This window comes from Mesorhizobium sophorae (genome assembly GCF_002270415.1).
Lineage (GTDB): Bacteria > Pseudomonadota > Alphaproteobacteria > Rhizobiales > Rhizobiaceae > Mesorhizobium > Mesorhizobium sophorae.
In genome coordinates this window covers 174,900-194,713 of sequence record NZ_NNRI01000015.1, presented here as the reverse complement: position 1 = coordinate 194,713, position 19,814 = coordinate 174,900, and the positions used below count along the sequence as shown (strand labels likewise).

The 19,814-nt window shown below is 61.9% G+C and carries 18 protein-coding genes and 1 tRNA gene; 9 read left to right on the top strand and 10 right to left on the bottom strand.

The genetic code is table 11. From position 1 onward, the window contains the following. Window positions 1-101 precede the first annotated feature (101 nt). The 3 genes from CGZ66_RS23690 to CGZ66_RS23675 all read left to right on the top strand — a co-directional run bounded on the left by CGZ66_RS23690 (window position 102) and on the right by CGZ66_RS23675 (window position 2,559). A tRNA-His gene (locus CGZ66_RS23690) sits at window positions 102-178 on the top strand. Between the two features lie 408 nt (window positions 179-586). Beyond that, window positions 587-1,645, top strand: a complete 1,059-nt coding sequence (locus tag CGZ66_RS23685) for an alpha-hydroxy acid oxidase (RefSeq protein ID WP_095088545.1) — start codon at window positions 587-589, stop codon at window positions 1,643-1,645. A gap of 644 nt (window positions 1,646-2,289) precedes the next feature. Beyond that, window positions 2,290-2,559, top strand: a complete 270-nt coding sequence (locus CGZ66_RS23675) for a hypothetical protein (RefSeq protein ID WP_143748824.1) — start codon at window positions 2,290-2,292, stop codon at window positions 2,557-2,559. Between the two features lie 90 nt (window positions 2,560-2,649). On the opposite strand, the gene CGZ66_RS23670 is transcribed toward CGZ66_RS23675, so the two are convergent. Continuing rightward, window positions 2,650-3,855, bottom strand: coding sequence for a succinylglutamate desuccinylase/aspartoacylase family protein (locus tag CGZ66_RS23670; RefSeq protein ID WP_095088539.1), 1,206 nt, complete (start codon window positions 3,853-3,855; stop codon window positions 2,650-2,652). A gap of 212 nt (window positions 3,856-4,067) precedes the next feature. Between CGZ66_RS23670 and CGZ66_RS23665 the strand changes: the two genes are divergently transcribed. Together CGZ66_RS23665 and CGZ66_RS23660 are read left to right on the top strand one after the other, a co-directional pair. Then, window positions 4,068-4,241: a hypothetical protein gene (locus CGZ66_RS23665; protein WP_245331188.1), complete on the top strand. Its 174-nt coding sequence runs from the start codon at window positions 4,068-4,070 to the stop codon at window positions 4,239-4,241. Between the two features lie 105 nt (window positions 4,242-4,346). Continuing rightward, on the top strand, window positions 4,347-4,652 hold the full coding sequence (locus tag CGZ66_RS23660) for a hypothetical protein (protein WP_095088537.1): 306 nt from the start codon (window positions 4,347-4,349) through the stop codon (window positions 4,650-4,652). Between the two features lie 80 nt (window positions 4,653-4,732). On the opposite strand, the gene CGZ66_RS23655 is transcribed toward CGZ66_RS23660, so the two are convergent. After that, window positions 4,733-6,385 (bottom strand): alpha/beta hydrolase, encoded by a 1,653-nt coding sequence (locus CGZ66_RS23655; RefSeq protein ID WP_095088535.1) that lies wholly within the window; start codon window positions 6,383-6,385, stop codon window positions 4,733-4,735. A 306-nt stretch (window positions 6,386-6,691) separates the two neighbouring features. Then, window positions 6,692-11,521, bottom strand: a complete 4,830-nt coding sequence (locus tag CGZ66_RS23650) for an nSTAND1 domain-containing NTPase (RefSeq protein WP_245331187.1) — start codon at window positions 11,519-11,521, stop codon at window positions 6,692-6,694. 163 nt (window positions 11,522-11,684) lie between these two features. Here CGZ66_RS23650 and CGZ66_RS23645 point away from each other — a divergent pair, with 163 nt between their 5' ends. Then, window positions 11,685-12,545, top strand: a complete 861-nt coding sequence (locus CGZ66_RS23645; RefSeq protein ID WP_167392224.1) for a DUF1194 domain-containing protein — start codon at window positions 11,685-11,687, stop codon at window positions 12,543-12,545. Window positions 12,546-12,607: 62 nt separating this feature from the next. Here CGZ66_RS23645 and CGZ66_RS23640 read toward each other — a convergent pair whose 3' ends face one another. Genes CGZ66_RS23640 through nthA form a run of 3 tightly spaced genes read right to left on the bottom strand, consistent with a single transcriptional unit; the run spans window position 12,608 to window position 14,245 of the window. Further along, entirely contained in the window at window positions 12,608-12,973 is a 366-nt protein-coding gene (locus CGZ66_RS23640; RefSeq protein WP_095088532.1) for an SH3-like domain-containing protein, read from the bottom strand. Next, the gene (locus tag CGZ66_RS23635) at window positions 12,960-13,598 is read right to left on the bottom strand and encodes an SH3-like domain-containing protein (protein WP_095088531.1); all 639 of its coding nucleotides are present in this window, start codon (window positions 13,596-13,598) and stop codon (window positions 12,960-12,962) included. The genes CGZ66_RS23640 and CGZ66_RS23635 overlap by 14 nt, the downstream gene beginning before the upstream one ends. Beyond that, a complete protein-coding gene (gene nthA, locus CGZ66_RS23630) occupies window positions 13,598-14,245 on the bottom strand; it encodes a nitrile hydratase subunit alpha (RefSeq protein WP_095088529.1) in 648 nt (215 codons plus the stop codon). The genes CGZ66_RS23635 and nthA overlap by 1 nt, the downstream gene beginning before the upstream one ends. 380 nt (window positions 14,246-14,625) lie before the next feature. Between nthA and CGZ66_RS23625 the strand changes: the two genes are divergently transcribed. The 3 genes from CGZ66_RS23625 (at window position 14,626) to CGZ66_RS23615 (ending at window position 16,809) form a co-directional block, all read left to right on the top strand. Next, complete coding sequence (locus tag CGZ66_RS23625; RefSeq protein ID WP_206073756.1) at window positions 14,626-15,369, top strand: pyridoxamine 5'-phosphate oxidase family protein; 744 nt, start codon at window positions 14,626-14,628, stop codon at window positions 15,367-15,369. Window positions 15,370-15,684: 315 nt separating this feature from the next. After that, window positions 15,685-16,080 carry a hypothetical protein gene (locus CGZ66_RS23620; RefSeq protein ID WP_206073755.1) on the top strand — a complete coding sequence of 132 codons (396 nt, stop codon included), beginning with the start codon at window positions 15,685-15,687 and terminating at the stop codon, window positions 16,078-16,080. Between the two features lie 192 nt (window positions 16,081-16,272). After that, entirely contained in the window at window positions 16,273-16,809 is a 537-nt protein-coding gene (locus CGZ66_RS23615; RefSeq protein ID WP_095088526.1) for a hypothetical protein, read from the top strand. Window positions 16,810-16,861: 52 nt separating this feature from the next. Here the strand turns inward: CGZ66_RS23615 and CGZ66_RS23610 are convergent, their stop codons facing one another. The 4 genes from CGZ66_RS23610 to CGZ66_RS23595 are packed head-to-tail and all read right to left on the bottom strand — an operon-like array spanning window position 16,862 to window position 19,812. Next, complete coding sequence (locus CGZ66_RS23610) at window positions 16,862-17,458, bottom strand: hypothetical protein (RefSeq protein WP_095088524.1); 597 nt, start codon at window positions 17,456-17,458, stop codon at window positions 16,862-16,864. Beyond that, window positions 17,455-18,045, bottom strand: a complete 591-nt coding sequence (locus tag CGZ66_RS23605) for a L,D-transpeptidase (RefSeq protein WP_095088523.1) — start codon at window positions 18,043-18,045, stop codon at window positions 17,455-17,457. Before CGZ66_RS23605 ends, CGZ66_RS23610 begins: the two co-directional genes overlap by 4 nt. Further along, a complete protein-coding gene (locus tag CGZ66_RS23600) occupies window positions 18,029-19,192 on the bottom strand; it encodes a CpaE/TadZ family protein (protein ID WP_095088521.1) in 1,164 nt (387 codons plus the stop codon). The genes CGZ66_RS23605 and CGZ66_RS23600 overlap by 17 nt, the downstream gene beginning before the upstream one ends. Beyond that, on the bottom strand, window positions 19,189-19,812 hold the full coding sequence (locus tag CGZ66_RS23595) for a TadE/TadG family type IV pilus assembly protein (RefSeq protein WP_095088519.1): 624 nt from the start codon (window positions 19,810-19,812) through the stop codon (window positions 19,189-19,191). The genes CGZ66_RS23600 and CGZ66_RS23595 overlap by 4 nt, the downstream gene beginning before the upstream one ends. Between the last annotated feature and the right edge of the window lie 2 nt (window positions 19,813-19,814).

Below are 19,814 nucleotides of genomic sequence, written 5' to 3'. Positions count from 1 at the left end.
AAGTCTTGAATTAAAATCCATTAGCCCGTAAGGACGCATCGCCGAACGACGGAGCGGATCAAGGAAAGCGCGCTTTCCACGTGGTCTGGCTCGGTGAACGTGCCGTTGTAGCTCAGATGGTTAGAGCGCCGGATTGTGGATCCGGAGGTCGCTGGTTCGATCCCAGCCAACGGTACCACTACTTTCCTCAATAAATTCAGTAGTTTGTCGCATGGGGTAGGGGCGTCCTTGCCCGCTTCATGTCGCACCTATGTTGCAAATGGCTACCGTTGATTTCCGAGGGTTTCCTGCGACTATCGGCAAGTCCGTGCGACATGAAACGCGACATGGGAGGATTCAACATCAAAATCACAGACTTCGTGCCAGACGCTGCCGGCGTCGAGTTCATCCCCAAAACGGCGGCGGCGCCGGGGTGAGGTTGAGCAAGCCATGAGGCTGATCAGATCATTGGTGAGACGTGCGCCGGAATGGCTGCTGCTTCAGTGGGAAAGGCGCGGCGACGCCAAATCCTCAAGCGCTACCCCCCATTGGGTAGCCGTCGTGGGGTCAGCAGCCGACTTTTTTGAGATACTGATCGGATTGGTCCATGCCACTTGATATCGAAACTCGGTTTCTCTGCCTGGCGGATTTTGAACCGGCGGCGCGGGAGCGATTGCCGCACGCGGTTTACGAGTTCATTGCCGCCGGTGCTGGCGAAGAAATCACCAAGCGTGACAATGAAGCCGCATTCGACCGCATCAGGTTAAGGCCGCGCGTGCTTCGCGATGTGACAAGACTTGATACCGGGATCACGCTCTTCGGGCAAAGTCTGCCGCATCCAATCATCCTAGCCCCAATAGCATATCAGCGGCTGGCGCATCCGGAAGGCGAGGTGGCCGCAGCGCGCGGCGCCGGAGTGGCGGAAGCGGTGTTCACTCTGGGCACGACGGCGACGGCGGCGATCGAGGATTGCATGGCGGTGACCCAGTCTCCAGTCTGGTTCCTTCTCTATTGGCAAAGCGATAGCAGTTTCAATGGCGAACTCGTATCGCGCATGGCCGCACTGGGCGCAAAGGCGATCAGTGTGACGGTCGACATGCCAACACCAGGCGATCGCCGCAGGCAGTTCCGGGCAGGATTCAAAATTCCCGACAGCCTCGCAACGCCATACTTCAAGGACCGGAACACCGGCGTCCTCAAAGTTGGCACTGCGCAGCGGCGCGCCATGCCGACCTGGGCGGATATTGCCTGGCTGCGTTCGCTGACAACCCTGCCGCTTATCCTGAAGGGCATCCTCGATCCTGACGATGCCGAGCAGGCGATCGGAACCGGTGCCGATGCCATCGTCGTCTCGAACCACGGTTCGCGTAACCTCGACACCCTGCCGGCGACCATCGACGCCCTGCCCGCCATCGCGGATCGGGTGGCCGGGCGGATTCCCATCATCCTCGACGGCGGCGTGAGGCGTGGCACCGACGTTTTGAAGGCAATTGCCCTGGGGGCAAGCGCGGTCATGATTGGCCGCCCCTATGTCTACGCACTGGCAACGGATGGTGCCGAGGGCGTAGCCCATTGTGTCAACCTGCTTCGCCGGGACTTCGAGGTCGCAATGGCGCTTACCGGCCGGGCGCGGATCGGCGAGATCGACCGGTCGGTAATCTGGTGAAGCCGGACCTATTCCTTAGCGCTCTGATGGCGGCTGTGGTCCTGTCTCAAAGACGATTGACGAAGCACTCTGCCGGTTCCAGCAGCCCCGCCGCGCGCTCTGGAAACGGCCGGCGTCGAGCTCATCGCAGAGAGCGTCCTAGCATAGCGCCTCGTGCCCCTCAGATGTTCCTCTCGAAGGTATGAGCCACGATCGGATCTGGCGTCGATAGCTCAAATCCTTTAGCTGCCATAAAGGTCAGAACGATAGCCACAGCTATCGATGCAATCACGGTGGCGGTGCGAGCTATGATTCTCATGATCTCTACCCAAAGCTCCAGCAAATTCTCTCGGACGGGTAGGTCCACCCTCTAAGGTCGGGATGCTCGCGGCGGATTGCAACTAACCCTTAGTCTAGGTCCAGCTTCGGCGCGCTTGGCAATGCGGGTTGGAAGCGGCCCCGCGTTTCGCTATCCCTTCGGCAGCAGCACCGGCATTTCAGAAAAGCACCAGCTAATTTGTGCGACGCTGGGCGCGGAGCAGCGCCGTTAGAGCCAGTGCTCCAAAAGAAAGGAGTGGACAACGCACCCAGGGCGGATTGCGTTTGCGCTCGACTGGCGCAATCCTCACCTAGGGGAAGTGAGGAAGCATGAGCAGCTTGGGCTTATGGGTCATACTCGCGACGGCGACCATGGCGATCCTTTACCTGTTGTCGTATGTCTCGATCACGATGTAGGGATATGGCCGGGGCGTGCTGCATTTGTTGACGGTCAGCGCCCCTTCTTCAGCTTCGGCGTGATCTCCTCGATCCGCACCTTGTTCTGGATAGTCAGCGTCGAGGCAGCCGGTCGGAAGCGCACCACGGTAGACAGCTATAGCTCGCACCTTGATCTGCACATCGTGACGTTCATCGGGATCTCAAACTTACAGCGCTGAACATCGCCGCTGCACGCTCGTTGGAGGATCAACTGCGAGCAGCGGTCGTTCTCAAGCGATGATCCGAAAGGTTCGCTCGCAGGGGTGAACTCACTCGGGGTAGCCCCCAACGTCCTCCGGCCCCGGCTTGTTGAAAAGGACAAATACCAAGGGATTGCCGGGCTCGGACATTGCATCGCTGCGCAGGCCCGATATCTCTCCGGCCACGCCGCTTGCGTACTCCGCAACCACTTCGCCGAAGCTATTGCGCTGGATGGCCACCTTCTGTCCGGCCTCGACCTTGTCGTTGAGCTTGACCAGATACTCGACCAACCCGCCCTCGGTTGCCAGGATCGGGAACGCACTGTTGCCGACAAAGACGGTCACGTCCTTGCCCGTGCGTCCCATCGGCCCGGCGACGATGCCGTGATGCTTGAGCACGTTCATCGTGCCTTCCACGAATAGCCCGATCATCTCGAGGTCCAGGTGGCGGGCAGCCCCGATCTCCGGGCAAAAGGACGGGATGCCCGCGGCGTTAAACGCGTTATGGAGGACATTGGGATATGTTGGATTGTCGAAGATCTGGCCGATCGGATAGAGCTCCGCCATCGCCTTGATCTCGGGCACGTCCATCTCGGCAATATTGAATGCGGTGACCTCGAATCCGGTCGTTCCGGTATGGAAGTCGATCGCGAAGTCGGCGTTGGGCCGCAGCAGCCGGTTGAACACCAGCCCGGCGTGTCGGCTGGCCGCGGTGATGTCGTTCTCGTTCCCGGGCCACACCCGGTTCATGTCTATCAGGTCGAGGCCTCTGCCCGCGTTGGGCCATCTGCGCTGCATGCTTTCCAGGGCCGGGCGGGAGATGTCGGTGACCGCCATCACCGTGCCCGACATCTCAGCGGGGTCGAGCTGGTTCATCACGGTCTGGACCGTATGTATGGAACTCATCTCGTCGCCATGCACACCGCTGGTCAGGATGCCGTGCTTGCCCGACTTCGCCCCCTTGGCGACGGCCACGGACACATACCAGTGCTGTCCGGTGGGACTCTCCACGCCCTGGAAATACAGAAAATGCTTCTTACCGGGCTCCAGGTCGTTGACGTCGAGCGTGCTGACGACTTTCTTCCCCTGGATCACATCGCCGACATAAATCGTCGCCGATGGCGCACCCGCTGCCGGAGCGGACGAGGAAGTCGCCGAGTCCTCGGCGTTCGCGGCGCCGGCGTTGGCCGCCAAGGCGGCCGCGGCGCCGACCGTTGCAATGGATGCCATTATAAGGTCGCGGCGATCAATGCCCTTTACAGATTTGTCCGACATGATGGGGCCTTTTTGCAGAAAATCCCCCGCGACTTCAAAATACTGGTATGCCGCCGAACACGCAAGCTGTCATGATTTCTGTGCCGTAAGCATAGGAGTGTCCGGGTTGGGTTATCACACGATTTGTCCGGTTTGTCGGAACTACGCGGAACCCATGTCGGCAAAGGGAGAGTTCTGCGCCTTTCCGGGCTTGATCCCGCGCTGTGCACCGCGTGGCGGTGATCGGCTCGGGCACGCTCGACAGCCTGCCGCACAATGGCTCCGTGGTGTCGTTGCTTGCCGTGTGCGGCACAACGCACAAGGCGAGCTATCTCGACATCGTCATGGTCAGCGTCGTCGGTCCCCTGGTGGCGCTGGTGGCGGTGGTCGCGTTCGGCTCTTTTTGAGACGAAGACCATCCAGACCCGGGCCAGCTAGAAGCTAGTCCCTTGACAATACGCTTTTCGAGGGACTGATTCCACGGAAACCAAAGCAACGTCACGGAGAGTTCCATGCCTCGTCCCTTCTTTGCTTGCCTGGGTCTCGTTCTCAGTCTTGTCGTGCCCCTGGCTCTGCCGGCGCCCGCCCATGCCGTCACGATCAACATCAATATCGGCACCAGCCTCAACAATGGCCGGGCGATCACATGCCGAGAGGGCGAGAGGCTGCTGCGCAACCGTGGTTTTTGGAACGTCCGGCGAGTGGATTGCCGCGGGCGCCTTTTCACCTATCGGGCGCGCCGCGCCAACGGTCTGTTTGAAGTCGGGTTGAACGCGCGCAATGGCCGTGTCGCAGACTTGCGCCGCATCAGGCGGTGACCTCGTCGCGGATCCGGCTGCCGCGGCCGGCCGTTTGGACCGGCGAAACGATCGCATGAGGCGCCCGTCGCAAGCTGCGGTCACTTCCTGGCGCGCGCGGCAAGATGTTGCTTCAGTTGCGCTATCTGGTCGGCCGACCACCCCCGCGGATCAGTCACGGCGAGCCACGCATTGACGTAGTGTTCGGGCGCAAAAACATGTCCGTAGCCCATCGGCGTGTTGGTCGATACGGCCATGTCGAGGGCGAGCTGCAGCATCGATACGACCGGGTACCACCGCAGCTCCGGCGAGACGTCCGGGCCGCGCGGCGCATTCATCCAGTCCGGACGGCGATAGAAATCGCTATAGGCGAAGAACGTCAGTGGATCGCTCGCATACTGGAGGTAGACGATGCGCAGCGGACCCCAGGGCGCGTCCCTCGGGCCGGGGTCGCCGTTCTGGTTCATGAAACGGACGAAGGACCCGTCCCGGAATTGCGGCAGCCAGGCCGGTGACCCGGCATTGCGATGCTCCGTCACGCTGCGCCAGAGTCTGCTCTTGAACGGCGGACCGCTCCACAGAGCCCCCTGGACAGGGTCACCAAGCATCTCGAAAAGCTCCATCGATCTCTCGGAATTCATCGCTCCCAAGCTCAGGCCATGCAGATAGAGTTTCGGCCGACTCTCGTGCGGGAGCGTCGTCCAGTATCCATAGACTGCGGCAAACAAAGCCTTTGCAGCCTCCGAGCCGTATTCCGGCTCGAGCAGCAGCGATAGCGGGCTCGACAGGTAGGAGTACTGCTGGGCCACGCTCGCCACGTCGCCGTGGTGGAGATACTCGACCGTATCCATCGCAGAGGGATCGACCCAGCCGGTGCCGGTGGGCGTGATGACGACGAGTACGGAGCGTTCGAAGGCGCCGACGCGTTTCAATTCATCGAGGGCGATTTGCGCCCTTTCCTCCGCCGTGTCGGCGGCACCGAGCCCGACATAGACCCGGATAGGTTCGAGCGCATCGGCGTGCGTGAACGCGCGTATCTCGGCGGCGGTGGGTCCTGTCGCGATGAATTCGCGTCCTGCCCTTCCAAGTTCTTTCCAGCGGACGAGGGAAGCCGAGCTGCCGGTCTTGAGCGGAGATTCAGGTTGCGGCCGGTCCGGCTCGATGAGGGCGTCAACCGCCGCGAAGGACGAATCGGCCAAGTGCAGCACGTAGCGGAAGAGCACGCCGTTTGCCATCGTCCAGAACAACAGTATCGCGACTGCGAAACCGATCACCTTCGAAACCCTGCGTGGGACGAAGCGGCCCAACCTTTCTGAAATCCAACGGGAGATACCTTTGAAGAGCCTGGCAAGCGCGATGACCACCAGGAACGTAGCGATCGCAATGAAACAGACCTCAACCGGATGCGCGCTCGTCACGGGTTCGAGCTGCATCAGTCGACGGATCGAGTTCTGCCATTCCGCCGCCCACCACAGAAACAGTATGGCGATGACGGCGCAAGCGGCCGCGACAGCAATCTTGAGAGAGAGCAGAAGCCGCTCACGCGGTTCCGGCAGTTCCATGTAGGTCCATAGCCAGCGCCAGGCGACTCCGATGCCGTATCCGACGGCGAAACATGCCCCGGACAGCACGCCTTGGGTCAGGTAGGTGCGGGGAATGAGCGTCGGAGTAAGCGAGGCGACGAAGAACAGCGTGCCCAAAACGAGGCCGCCGGCAGAAAGCGAGCGCCAGAAGCTTGTCACCCAGCTGCGCATACGCCCGTTTCGCTTCCCTTTGGGATGAATTGTCTCGGATGAATACGAGAGGCATCATGGCTCGCTCTCGCGTTTAATAGAAGGACGCAGCTGCTGAAATTTCCGTTTGCGTCGTCCGGCAAGTCGCAACATGTACTCGGTTGAGCGTCGACCTTTCGCGCCGACGCCACCACGACCGCCAGCGTAGTCGCCTGCGACGTCAGCTTTCAGGAAGCGGCAAAGCTGGCCTCTACAGTCGAGATGCGGCGTTAAGTTGCCCGTTCCAGCAGCCGGCTCAGGCGGCAAAATCTGACTCCATTGTCGACCTCAGCCCGGACAAGTACCAATTGCACGGTCTTCAGGAAGGAAGAAGCTTCGCCGCTCGCAAGGGGTGAGTTCGCGAGGCACGGTGCGCCGGGCGAAGTCAATGAGGTCCTTGGGTGTCTGGAAGACGCGAACGATGCGGACCCTTTCCTCGCCGGAAACAATTGCGATCTGGGTGCCGTCGGAACTGAAAGCTGCGCGTGTAAGGCCCGGTCGAACGGTCGCTTCGTCCCGGCTGGCAAGGACGGCAATCTGGCGCCCCGATTGCGTCGCCCATAGCCGGACCGTGCGATCTTCGGACGACGCGGTCACGACATACAAACCACTGGGACTGAACTGGGCGCTGACCACCGCGCCGCTGTGGCCCCTAAGAACGGCCCTTTCCAGTCCGCCAGCGACGCTCCAGATCCGGACGGTTCCATCGCGTGAGGCCGTCAGCAGCGACTGGCCGTCGGGACTGAAGGAGACCACCGTCACCTCGCCGGTATGTCCTTCCAGCGTTACGACGTTTGCTCCGTCCGCTGTCGACCAAATTCGGGCCGTGTGGTCGAGTGAGCCCGTGGCGACCAGTTGACCGTCTGGGTTGAAGGCCGCTGCCGTGATGCGGTCCCGGTGCCCCACAAGGGCCTTAAGCTCAGCTCCGCCCGCCTTCAGGAGGTGGCCCGCATTGTCTTCCCTGGCCGCGAAGACCAGACGTCCGTCGGGGCTAAGAATGGCCTGCGGCAGCTTGCTGCTTGTATTGATGACGGCCAGCTCGGTACCGGTCGCCGCATCCCACAGCTGCGCGGTACCGTCGATCGATGCGGAAACAAGCGATTTGCCGTCGCGACCAAACTGGATCTGGATCAGTCCGCCATGTGCTCGGAACTGGGCGGTCTCGAATCCCCTGGCAACCTCCCAAATTCGGACCTGGCCCCCAAGAGATGCCGTCGCGACGCGCCTTCCATCGGGACTGAACGTCGCGCGTTGAACGATCTCATGGGTATCGAGCCGGATGATCTCGCGGCCGCTCAGGACATCCCAGAGATGCGCCGCGCTGTCGCCGCCACCGGTCAACAGGTGGATATTGTCGGGACTGAAGACCGCGAAAGTCGGCCGATATTCATGAGAGAGCGTGGTCGTCAGTGCGCCGTCGACATCCCACAGCCGAGCTGTGCCATCGTGCGAAGCGGTGAGAAGAATGTTGCTGTCGGCCGGGCTGAATTCCAGATGCTCGACCAAAGATTCATGACCGGCGATCGTCGTGACCAACGAGGCGCGTTCAACGTCCCAGATGCGGACCGGCCCATTGACCGAAGCAGTCGCCAGAAAGCGGTCGTCCGGGCTGAAAGCACCGTTCATCTCTTCATCGCGTTCATCCGCACCGATATCGGCGAGCTTCAAACCCGAAACCTCCTGGCCGAGCAGGTCATGCAACGTTCCCAACGCTCCATCCCAAATCCGGGCAGCGCCGTCGAGTGATACGGTGGCGATCCGCTGACCCCCGTGACTGAAAATCACGCCGTTCAATTGCGTGTCGCTCTTGTGGCCGTCCAGCTTCGCGATCTCCGTTCCTTTCGACGCATCTAAAAGGCTGGAAGTGCCGCCGTATGAAAGCGGGCCGCATGCGCCAGCCAGCAGCCGGCCCCCGTCCGGGCTGAACGCCAGGCTATAGGGCCGGGAGTTCACCCGGAATGACCGCGTCAGTGCGCCATCCGCGGTATTCCAGATCGAAACAAAGTGCTTGCGTGCCGTCGCGAAGCTGTGACCGTCCGGACTGAAGCCAGCCCGTGCATATCCGTCGCTTCTTACACTCACGACTTTTCTTCCGGTCCGGGCGTCCCAGAGCACTGCATCGCTGTTCTCCCCCGCCGTCAGCACCTGGTTGCCATTCGGGCTGAAGATTGCGGTTGGATAATTGCCTACCGGCTGCAGGATGAAGAGCTGTTCTCCCGAGATGGCGTTCCATACGCGTGCAGTGCCGTCCCTCGCGGCCGTCAGGATACGGCTCCCGTCCGGGCTGAACTCAGCCCTCTCCACGGCCCCTCCATGACCTTTTAGAACCGCAGTTTCGGCACCGCTGGAGATGTCCCAGACGCCTGCAGTTTTATCGTAGGATGCGGTGACGATGTGATCGCCGCTCGGATTGAACGCCGCATCCGCGACGCCGGCGCCATGCCGGAAGATTTTGATCTGGTGGTGCGCCAGCAGGGCCTTGTAGAGGGCTGCCTCCGCTTCAAAGAGATAGGGCCGCTCGGACTGGTCTTTCGAGGGCAGTGCTTCGAGCGCCAAGAGGATCGCAGCCTCGGTGCTGCCTGTCGCCGTGGACTGCTGTGAAAGAAAGGAGAGCGAAAGAGACTGGTTGCGCAGCGCCTGGTCGCGTTGCCGCCCGGCTTCCTCCTGCGCCCTGAAGGCGACCAGTGCGCCTGCGCCCGCCAGGAGGGCGAGCATTATCGCTACAATCGCGGCATTGCGCGTACGTCCGGCTAGCCGGTTTGCCGCGGCAGCCGCAAGGCTCCGGCGCTCGGCCTCGCGCTCCAGGCGTTCGCGTTTTGCCTCTTGGGCGGCCTCGATCAGTGCCAGCTCTGCCTGCCGGTCCTTCTCCTCTCTCTGCTGATGGGCACGCAAGGACGCCTCGATGTATTCAAGGACGTCATCGTCGACCTCCTCCCGTCTTGACAGCATCAGCTCTTCACCCTCTGCGAGACGTTTGCCGGACGGAAGGAGAAGCTCTCGATTCCTGTTCTCCAGGTGCCAACGGTGAGCGTCGGCCCTGAGGCGGTCGCGGGTCTCGAGGAAGTTCCGGTTTGCATTCACAATGTCACTGGCGCGCGGCCAACGGCTCAACAGTGCTTCATGTGCAACGCGGACGAAAACATGCCCTCCGGCGTCCTCGTCGCTGACGAGGAGCCGTGCGTCGATCAGGCCCCTGACGAGGGCCGATCGCTCGGGAGTGCCTGCAATTTCGGGGAACAGGGCCGGACGTGCCGTCACCGTTTCATCGCCCGGCCTTGCCGTGGTGAGCGCGCGCAGCACCGCGGGTAAGGCCTCCTGGATGTTGGGCGCCAGCAAGTCTACGACTTCATCGGCGCGGCGCGCGATTGCGCCTTCGAGCCCGCCGAGCGCGTGATAATGCCCAAAGGTGAGAACTCGGCGCGCGCGGCCGGCTTCGTACAACGCGTCGAGCACAAACTCGAGAAGCGGCAATGATCCGGGATCGGCAGCTGCTGCCTCCTGCAGGACATCATCGAGCCGCCCCAGCTCGGCACTCTCCTCGAAGCGGAGACCGGCAACGCCCGCAGGCTCGCGGATGATCTGCGCGATCTCTGGGCCAGTCGGCGGCAGGAGTTCGTAGCTGGAGAGGCCATCCTTGAGCGCCGAGAAACCCCGGACCTCACCGCAGCGGTGAAAGAAGTCCGAACGGATCGCCGCTATCACCCAGACCAGTCCGCTCGCGGCCAGCACCGCCATGAAACGCACAAGGGCCTCGCGCGTCGCCGGCTGCCTCTCGGTCGTGAACAGCTCCTCCAGCTGATCGATGGCGACAAGCAATCTGATCTGCGAGCGGGCCGGCCCGGCGGCCTTGCCAAGTGCCTGTCGGACCATCGTCAGTGCCCGATCCGGCGTGCTCCTGCAGAGCCGAGCAAACTCCGCGGCCGTTACTTCGGAGGCCAGCTCCGGCACAGCAGCTTCGCGAAGCAGTGCCGCAGCCAGCACAGCGAATGGATCCGGTCCTTCGGAAAGGCGGATCAGGCAGCGGCGCCACAAGGATATGCCGGCCACGGCTCCAGGCTGTGTCAATGACGGCAGCAGGCCAGCGCGCAGGAGGGAAGACTTGCCGCAACCGCTCATTCCGTAAATGAGAAGGAATGCCATGCCGCTAGCTGCCTGCCGCTCCAGTCTTGCAATGCAGGCAGCAATCGCCCGCGCTCGGCCGAAGAAGAGATCGGCATCTTCGAATTCGAAGGCATCGAGACCGCGAAATGGCGACCTGACCGGTTCCTCCGAAGCAAGGGGTACGCGGTAGACGCGCAAGGCGCGTGCGACGCTCTTCAGCTTGTACTCGCCGAGATCGACGAAGTCCAGCGAGAGCCGGTCTTGAGCCTGGGCCTGGACCGCTTCCGTGACACAAATCCCGCCCGGTCGTGACAATGTTTGCAGATGAGCGGCGACATCGACGGCCTCGCCCGCGAGGTGATCGCCCTCCGCGACGACATAACCCAGGTGAACGCCGATGCGGAAACGCAGGCGCTTTGTCTCGGGAACTTCGCAGTTCCGCCTATCGACATCATGCTGGATCTCACTCGCACACCGCATCGCCTCGACAGGGCCGGAAAACTCGGCGACCACGCTCTCTTCGGCGCTCCAGAACACACCATCCGCATGTTCAACCAGCAGCCGATCGATGATCTGCCTGTATGCCCAGAAAGCTGCAGCAGTGCTCCGCTCATCCTTGCCTGTCAGCCGGCCCTCAGGAGCCAATTCGGCTGCCAGGATGGTGGCCATTCTCGGTGCGGCATTTGAGGAAAGGACCAACCTGTAACCGCGCCTCGGAACCGTCTGCACGACGGCCTGCCGATTGTCGTTGAGCGCCGCACGGATCTCGTGAATGCATTGCACTAGGCTGTCGTCGGTCACGGCTATGCCGTTCCAGACTGCCTTCATCAGGTCGTCCTTGGTGATGACGCGATCAGCGTTCTCCAGAAGGTGACGAAGCACCGCGAAGGTCTGGTGGCGAAGTGCGATTGTCCTGTTGGACTTGTCGCGCAAGGTCTCGCTGCTCAGATCGGCAGTAATGCCGTTGAGTACGAACGTCGTGGGCGGCGAGCTATTCAAGCCGGTTTCCTCACGCACGAAGCCGCAGTCCAATTCTTCGATCTTAGCACGGTTCGCACTGCGAAGAGGTCATCGCCATCCAGACCGGCGGGGAGCGCAGATTTCGGCGAATGATCGGAAGCCATTCGTGACCAAAGAGACGCCTCGGACCGACAATTGCATTCTCAGCGGGAGGCTCGCCATGGACTACTTGGTGCGGATTGCTCGATCTGCGGGTGCAAGACCGGTGCCACGGCTCACGGGCCTCTGCCTGCTCAGTCTGTTCTTCGCGATGGCGTCACAGGCTTACTCGACTGACCGTCGCGCAGACGACCTGACTGAAGTCGATCTGCAATTGATCCTTGCCGTGGACGTCTCGCCATCGATGAGCAAGGTTGAGCAAAGAGTGCAACGCGACGGCTACGTCGATGCTTTCCGCCACACGGACATCGCGAGGGCAATCAAGTCGGGAGAGCGGGGCAGGATCGCAGTGCTTTATCTGGAGTGGGCCGGCCCACGTCAGCAAACAGTCATTGTGCCGTGGACAATTGTCGAAAGCCTCGACGATGTTCTGACTTTGGCAGACAGGCTTGCGGCGCTGCCGTTGACTGAAGGCCGCGGAACGTCGATTTCCGGCGCATTGTCGGCCGCGAATGATCAGTTCGCGAAGAGTGAATTGCGCAGCCCGCGCAGGGTTATCGACGTATCCGGCGACGGACCCAACAATGCCGGAGCGCTCCTCGACCCCATCCGGCAGGTGCTTCTCGCGGAAGGCGTGACGATCAACGGGCTGCCTATCGCAATGCCCCGCATTGGCGGGGCCGACGGGTTTGCGATGTACGACCGCCCCAATCTCCAATCCTATTTCGAGCGCTGCGTCATTGGCGGGCCAGACGCATTTACAATCGGCGTCACCGAGGCCGCTATGTTCGCCACCGCAGTCCGTCGAAAGCTGGTGCGTGAAATCTCCATGAACATGGGTCAGGTGATCCACGCCAGCTACACCGTGCGTTCACACCGCACGGTCGATTGCAACGGGATAGCTCAGGTGCCGGGCCGGTAGCGATGGGCGACGGGGTGACCGCGTTGGAGAGGGTGGGCAGCAACGCGCACCGCTGCTTACGGTCAAATTGAATCTGCTTGCGGAGCCAGGGCCACTGGCTTGCCATGCGGTGTAGTCAGGTAGGCGTTTCGCCAATCCTGTTGGCGTCTGTCCACCTCGGCTCGCAGGGCGAACTGGCTCCTGTCGAGTATCTGCTCCAGAGCGCTGAGAAAGGCCCCGTAATAGATCGCGTCGGGGTCCATGGCTGTATCGGTCGCCCGTCGATCAAGCTCGGCGCCCAAGGTCTGAGACCAATCCTCGGCTTCGATCTTTCCGTCGGCGATGAGCAGCTCGACCAACGCAATGACCTGAGCGTGCCATTGCTCGGAGAAGACAGGTTCGCCATCGCGATGGCGCCGCGCGCGACGGGCAATCTCAGGCCGGCTCAAGATAGCTGTCCCACATGTCGATCCGCAGGCTGTCTGCGCTGTCGCCGGCTTCAGGCCAAAGATCCGACATGCGAAACCGCACGACGTATGTCTGCTCGCGCCGTATCGTGCCGACAGCTTTCTCGTCGGGCAAGGGCTGTGGTCCGTTCACGCTGTCGACAACCCCGGGTCGGCCGCGGACATACCCAGCCAGCCGCGTGTGCATTGTGGCGACGTCGCGCCGTGCCACAATCTTGTCGCCAGCCTTGAACCTTGCCCCTGTGGGCGAGACCTCGACCGCAGGCCTGGGCGCCTCGTATTCGAAGGTTCGACTTGAGGCCCTGCCGTCGACGAACTCCTGAACGCCCGCGACGCCTTCATCCACAGACGTGACCATCATGGCCAGAATCCACTTCTCGAAATAGTCGAGGCCGAGGTAGGCGTCCGGGGGAAGCCTTTCCAAGACGTGGCGATACCAATCGAGCGTCCAGCCCGTGCGATCCGTCGTCAGCTTTTTCATCGACATCATGGCGATCGCCCATGTTCGCGCCTTCCATTCATCGGAAAACAGCGCCGAGTCATCTTCTGCGACGTTTGGGATCGGTCTGAACCCTTGCCTGCCGCCGAGGTCGTGTACCGTATCCATCACCCCACCTCCTGCTTTGGCGACAGATCCCTCATCGTCCCGATCATTGCATTGCGCGTCACGAGGCCGGCAAGGTCCTCTTCGGTCCAGCCGTCCGTCCCCTTTGGACGCTCCGGGACCACCATGTACCGCCGGTCTGAAGTCGAGTCCCACACCGTGACCTCAACCGTGTCCGGCAGGTCGGTTCCCAATTCGGCGAGAACGCCACGCGGATCGCGGACCACTCGCGCCCGGTACTCGGTCGACTTGTACCAAGATGGAGACATTCCCAAGATTCCAACCGGATAGCAGGAACACAAGGTACAGACGACAACGTTGTGGATCTCCGGCGTGTTGAACACTGCGACAAGGGGGTAGTCCTTCCTGACGTTTGGGACGATTTCCGAAAACGCCTCGGCGGCATGTTTCGCCAGGCGTTCCGCGAACTTAGGATCAGTCCACGCCCGCGCGATGACCTTGGCTCCATTCATCGGACCTACGTTTTCCGAGTAGTCGTCGAGCCACTTGTCCACGGCGTCGGCCGCCAGAAAGCCTTTCTCGACCAGAACCGTCTCCAGTGCTCTCAGGCGAAGCGCCGATTCAGGCGGAAGATGGCTGTGCAATTCCCGATGAAGTTTGGCAACCTTGTCGGAATCGTATGAACTCATTGATACCCTCCCTGAGTATCATTCTTCGCACCGCGCTGGGTTGGATTTTTAGGGTTGCGTGGCTAACTCCCCGCCGACCATCAAGGACCAGCTTATTGGAGCGGTGCACTCGAGTCATTGACTTTCTGACCTTACGTCAGCTTAAAGGTCGAAGCCGATGTCTTGCAGCTTTGGGCCCCCTGCATGCGGCGACGGGACCGGGCGCCCACTAGGGCACGCGCCAGGCGCGACACCATTGCAGTTCGACACTCCGATATGATCGGCCCTTGATATCGTGTAAAACGATAGGGGTCCTCAGTGCTTCCGGAATGAGACGATGCGCCCGGCCAAGATCCGTCATTCGAGAAGTGATGGCGAGGATCGCGTACAGAGCGATGGGCATGGGCTCGCGCGATCTGGTGCTCTCGCGATTGCATCGCAGGCAGCCCATGCTACGCGCGACGAGCGCCTCGCGCCTGACGTACGACTTGCCGCATCACTTAGGATCGGACCAAGACCCGAGTTGTGAAGGAGGAACGTCCATGACCAGCGAAGCATTCTACCACGAAGGCAATCGCTCTCTGCAGGACCGCTTCGAGAGCCGGCGCATCGCCGACCGCCTGGCAGAGATGGCGCGGACGGCCTTCACCGACGAGGATAAGGCGTTCATCGAGAATGCGATTTACTTCTTTCTTGCCACTGTCGACGCCGAGGGACGGCCAGATTGCTCATTCAAGGGCGGCCCCGCCGGCTTCGTGCGTGTCATTGGGCCGTCGGAGCTGGCGTTCCCGGATTATGACGGCAACGGCATGTTCAGGAGCCTCGGCAACCTCGACGTCAATCCGAACGTCGCACTGTTGTTCATCGCCATGCACGGCACACCGCGCCGCCTGCGCATTAACGGCGCCGCCCGAATCGACCGAGACGATCCGCTAACAGGCAGGACGGTCGGCGCACAGATGATGGTGCGCGTGGAGGCGCGCGTGATCTTCCCGAACTGTCCGCGCTACATCCCGACGATGCAGCTCAGCGAGCCGTCGCCCTTCACGCCCATGCCGGGCTGCGATCTGATCGAACCTGCTTGGAAGGGCTTCGACGCCTTCAAGGACGACATCCATCCGCGCCAGCCGACATGGAAAGGCTGATCGAAGGCAACCACGCTGTCGCCTGGACGTAAACGAGGCGGTCAGCGCCGCGACCGATGAACGGGGTCGCGCCGCGGTGATCAGGCGCATGCGCAGGGCGCTCGAGGACAAGGACGTGTAGGGTGGCCTTCTTGGTAACTGCTCCCCTGCAGCGGCGCCTTTGTTCTCGTAGAGGCCGGGCTGCTCGAACGGGCGCCGCGGGAAGGTGTGATTTCCCGACCTTGAAGCGGAAGAAGATCGCATCTTCTATGGCGAGCGATACCTTGAAAATCGTCACCATTTGACGATGCCGACGCCGGCGATATTGTGAACCGCATGACCGACCAGCCCAACCGCCCGGACGACTATCCCGATCGCCAGATCGATCGCCAGCAGGAAACAGGTTTTCAGCGCAGAGTTCCCTTGCCCGCTGGCTACCGACAAGGTGTCATCTCCGCGATCACCGTGCTGCTCGGATTTTCGCTTCTTTTCCTGCGGTACTGGAATTTCGAAGTCGAGGGCGGATGGACGTTTGCGTCGATCCTGGCGACGCTGCTGCTGGCACTGGCCATCGTCCTTCAGTTCGTTGCGCTGTGGCGGTCGTTGCTCCCACGAGACGATGACGAGCCGGTTTATCAGGTCACGCTGCGCTGGTTCCTCGCCTCGATCATCGCTCTCCTTGCGGGCGTGCTGCTCGCCGGGCTGACGGCTTCGCACGTCTTCAATCTTTGATCGATTCCCAGGCCCGCGACTGCTGCCGTCCAGCCGTGGCGCCTATTTCGCCTCGGGCGGTTCCGCCCGAGCCCGAGCGTCCCGTAGAGCGGGCGGCCCCTCGCTGCGGGCCGGCGCTTCGTGGCGGCGAAAGGCGTTAAGGCTTGTGCAATCTTCGCGGTCTATCGTCACGGGCAGATTGGCGAGGGAACCATGAAACGCAAGCCGCTTCTGCTTTTTGCCTTCCCGTTTCTCATTCTTGCGATCCTGGCAGGGGAGCGCTTGGCGACTTTCTTGTTGGGAGCCTATCCAGCCAGCCCCACCGCATGGTGGATATGGCTTGAACTGCGCCCGTTGTCGACGATGCTTTGGCAGCAGGTCGATGCCAATCTGGGTGGCTCGATGGTTGCCGACGCCGCCGTCCTTGCTGTCGCATCGATCGTCTGCTGGATAGCATGCCACACCAGAAGGTCGGCTTTCTTCTTCCTCGCCAACCACATCGCCCTGATTTTCGCGGGGCTGATGATCGCGGCTGGCAGCCACTCGGAAACGGCGAGCACGATCGCTACATTCACGTCGCCCAGTGGTTTTCCATTCTCGCTGACGGTCGATTTCACCTTGAAGGGCAGCCTGTTGCTGCTTCTGGGCACAGCCGCCTGTGCATACTGCCACGTCGCCTTCCTCGCCGAAGCGCGGGCGCGGTCAGAAGCCCGAACCGTCCGCATCCTGGCCCTGCGGCGCGATCTCTAGAGCAGGTGCCATTCGCCACCTGCGCCCTGCCCAAATCCATGGCCTACGAGGTCTAATTGACCCTCTTGTAATAGACCTTGCCGTCAGGCTGCTGGATGCGCTGGTAGTTGGAGCTTGGGGGAGGGGGTGACGCCGGTGCGGCCCTTTTCCTGGGCGCACGCGGCGCTTCGATGACACCGGATTCGCTCGCGCTCGCGCCTTCGACAGCTTCGGGCGCCTCAGCCAGCGTGCTGGTGGTGATCTCGGGCGGTTCCGGAGCACCCGGCGTGGCCTCGTCGCCGGCGATCGGCCTAGTCAGTGCCAGCTGGGCAACGTTGCTATTGATCTCGTTGAAACTGCCTTGCAGTTGGCTGTCCAGTTTCTCGAACCGGCTCTGGAAGCCGTTGTTGACCGTGTCGAGCCGTGCCGCGATCCGCTGCTCGAACGCCCCGAGCTGCTCCAGCCGCGCTTCGACAAAACGCAAGTCGTTCATGCCGCGATAGAGATAAATCGCGGCCGCCATGTTGACCACGGTGAGCAGCAAGCCGCCGCTGGCGATGAGAATGCCGATCGTCTTTATCTTGCTCGGTTTCTCGATAGCGACCTGTTCGCGCTGCTCCTGTTGTCCGATATCGATCGCCGGCATGTCCGGTTCGCTGAGCATCGTCATTGGACCACCACCTTCGCGCCAACCGCGACGCGCTTGAAAAGATCGATCACATCGGTGTTTGTAAGCCGAAAACATCCCGATGTCCCGTCGAACCCGACACCAGACGGATCATTGGTGCCGTGTATACGGTAGAGTGTGTCGCGACCGTCGCGAAGCAGGTAGAGCGCCCTTGCGCCGAGGGGATTGTAGGGGCCGGCGGGCACCATTTTCGGCAGCTCCGGCTGGCGGGCCCGCATTTCCTGCGGCGGGCGCCACTCCGGCCATTCGGTCTTGGCCCCCACCTGGACGATGCCTGTCCAGCCAAACCCGTCGCGCCCGACGCTGATCTGGTAGCGGAGCGCCTGGCCCTGGCGGGTCACCAGGTAAAGCGCTTTCTCGGTCTTGCGGATGATGATGGTTCCTGGCTGCTCTGTGGTCGCGAAGGCAACCGTCTTGCGCAGGCTGGGGCCCATTGCCGGCAGCGGCGGCCGATCCGAAAGGCTCGATCTCGCCTGGGCGAAGTCCTGGACTGGTAGCGCCAACGCCGCGCCCAGCAGGCTGGCGTAGGCCAACCCCTGGACGATCCGGTAGCTAGCGTGCAGCGTCATCGAGCCGCTCTTTGAACATCCGCTTCAGGTCCTTGTTGAAGCGCGCCCGCCCATCGACTTCGGAAGGCAGGATCGCACGATTCAAGGCGTCGGTCAGCAGCGCATTGTCGAGCGGGACCGACTTGATGTGCGGCGCCTTGAAGATCTTCTCGAGCTCGCTGCGCGAGAAGTGGTTGCCGAACCATTTGCGCTTGTGCTTGTTGGCGACCAGCGTGATGTTGACCGCATTGCCGCGCAACTCGCGGATCTTCCTGTAGAGCCGCTTGCCTTGCCGCAGCGAAGCGACGTTGAGTTCGAAGACGATGAAAATCTCGTCGCTCGTCGACAGCACGGAATTGTGCCAGGGCGTTTCGAGGTTGGGCAGGTCGATGACGATGTCGTCGAAGCGGTAGGCGACGAGGTCCAGCAGCCGGAAGACGAAATCGCTGCCGTGCGGCTCGAATGGCAGCTGCGGCCTCTCGAACGCATAGAGGGTGAGGCCGGACGGGCGCGACAGCTTGATGACATCCATCAGCTCGACATCGAGCCGTTCCGGCTGGCCGATGATGCCGGCAAGGTCGAACTGGTTGAACAGGTTGAGATAGGCACCGCAATTGGCGCTCTGGAAATCGAGGTCGACCAGGCAGGTGGAACCCGCGCGTTCGGCCGATTTCGAGGCCAGGAATTCGGCCGCCGACAAAGCGAGTGTCGTGCCACCGGCACCGCCGCTGGCGCTGACGAAGGTGATGATCCGGCTTTTCGTTCCCTGGTTGCCGGTGTCGTGGAAGGTCACCGCGCTGAGCAATTCCTTGCCGTCGAGCGGCTTGTGCAGCCAGTCCGAGGCGTTCATGCGCACCAGCACGCGCGTCTGTTCCGACGTCAGCTCGTCGGAAACCGCGATCAGCGGCACGGTTGCCCATTTGGACCGCGCCTCGACGATGCCGGCCTGGCCGAGCACCTCGCCATTGCCGAGATCTAGGATGACGATGCCGGGTCGCGTGTCGGCGGGCGGTCCCTTGTGGAAGTCGGCCGTCTCGGAAACCCTGACATCGTAGATTGCCAGCGCTTCGAGCCGCGTCGCCACCTCGCGCTTGAAGTTCGGATCCGACGAGAACAGCGCCACCTGCTTTCGCTTGGTAGGCGTAACCTTGGTGTTGATGGCATTCATGGGAAGGAGGCCTTCAGGTCTTCGCCCGTAACCGTGCTCAGCATGGAGGGCATGTTGATGTCCGCAAACTTCAGGAAGAAGAACTGGAAGGTTAAATTCTGCAAGTTCACGGTGATTGTCGGCACCGGTCCACCCAGACGGGTCTGGTAGCCGAGACCGGTTGCCGCGTAGGTGACGACGACGTTGTCGCGATGTAGTCCTGCGAAGAAGTGACACATGCCTGGCCGCTGGTTGGCGGCCAGCGCCGGACAGACGTCGTTGGCGGTGTTGGCGGTGTCGCCGCGGAAGATACGGCTGAAGGCGGCAGCATCGAATGTGCCGCCATTGCTGCATGCACCGGTGGTTCCGGTGTACTTGCAGGAAAACGGACCATAGGCGCCTGCCGCGACGGGGGCACCCGGCGAAGCGATAGGGGCGGCGGCCGTCAGATTGCTGACAACCGGATTGGAGATCGACGCCAGCCGGGCGCCGATCTGGACGGCCTTCGTCGCCTCGTTCCATTGATAGAACGCATAGCCGAAATCGACGAAGCCCAGGACAAGCGAGAACAGCAGCGACGAGACGATGGTCATTTCCACCATCGCCGCGCCGTCTTCCGATTTTGCAAAACGCTTGAGCATGG

What these genes read in the sequence shown, in the direction of transcription:
- CGZ66_RS23660 (WP_095088537.1), top strand. Translation starts at nt 4,347, where the DNA reads ATGCCTCGTCCCTTCTTTGCTTGCCTGGGTCTCGTTCTCAGTCTTGTC.
- nthA (WP_095088529.1), bottom strand. Translation starts at nt 14,245, where the DNA reads ATGAGTTCATACGATTCCGACAAGGTTGCCAAACTTCATCGGGAATTG.
- CGZ66_RS23655 (WP_095088535.1), bottom strand. Translation starts at nt 6,385, where the DNA reads ATGCGCAGCTGGGTGACAAGCTTCTGGCGCTCGCTTTCTGCCGGCGGC.
- CGZ66_RS23600 (WP_095088521.1), bottom strand. Translation starts at nt 19,192, where the DNA reads ATGAATGCCATCAACACCAAGGTTACGCCTACCAAGCGAAAGCAGGTG.
- CGZ66_RS23645 (WP_167392224.1), top strand. Translation starts at nt 11,685, where the DNA reads ATGGACTACTTGGTGCGGATTGCTCGATCTGCGGGTGCAAGACCGGTG.
- CGZ66_RS23605 (WP_095088523.1), bottom strand. Translation starts at nt 18,045, where the DNA reads ATGACGCTGCACGCTAGCTACCGGATCGTCCAGGGGTTGGCCTACGCC.
- CGZ66_RS23615 (WP_095088526.1), top strand. Translation starts at nt 16,273, where the DNA reads ATGAAACGCAAGCCGCTTCTGCTTTTTGCCTTCCCGTTTCTCATTCTT.
- CGZ66_RS23620 (WP_206073755.1), top strand. Translation starts at nt 15,685, where the DNA reads ATGACCGACCAGCCCAACCGCCCGGACGACTATCCCGATCGCCAGATC.
- CGZ66_RS23670 (WP_095088539.1), bottom strand. Translation starts at nt 3,855, where the DNA reads ATGTCGGACAAATCTGTAAAGGGCATTGATCGCCGCGACCTTATAATG.
- CGZ66_RS23685 (WP_095088545.1), top strand. Translation starts at nt 587, where the DNA reads ATGCCACTTGATATCGAAACTCGGTTTCTCTGCCTGGCGGATTTTGAA.
- CGZ66_RS23675 (WP_143748824.1), top strand. Translation starts at nt 2,290, where the DNA reads ATGGGTCATACTCGCGACGGCGACCATGGCGATCCTTTACCTGTTGTC.
- CGZ66_RS23625 (WP_206073756.1), top strand. Translation starts at nt 14,626, where the DNA reads ATGGGCTCGCGCGATCTGGTGCTCTCGCGATTGCATCGCAGGCAGCCC.
- CGZ66_RS23610 (WP_095088524.1), bottom strand. Translation starts at nt 17,458, where the DNA reads ATGACGATGCTCAGCGAACCGGACATGCCGGCGATCGATATCGGACAA.
- CGZ66_RS23635 (WP_095088531.1), bottom strand. Translation starts at nt 13,598, where the DNA reads ATGGATACGGTACACGACCTCGGCGGCAGGCAAGGGTTCAGACCGATC.
- CGZ66_RS23595 (WP_095088519.1), bottom strand. Translation starts at nt 19,812, where the DNA reads ATGCTCAAGCGTTTTGCAAAATCGGAAGACGGCGCGGCGATGGTGGAA.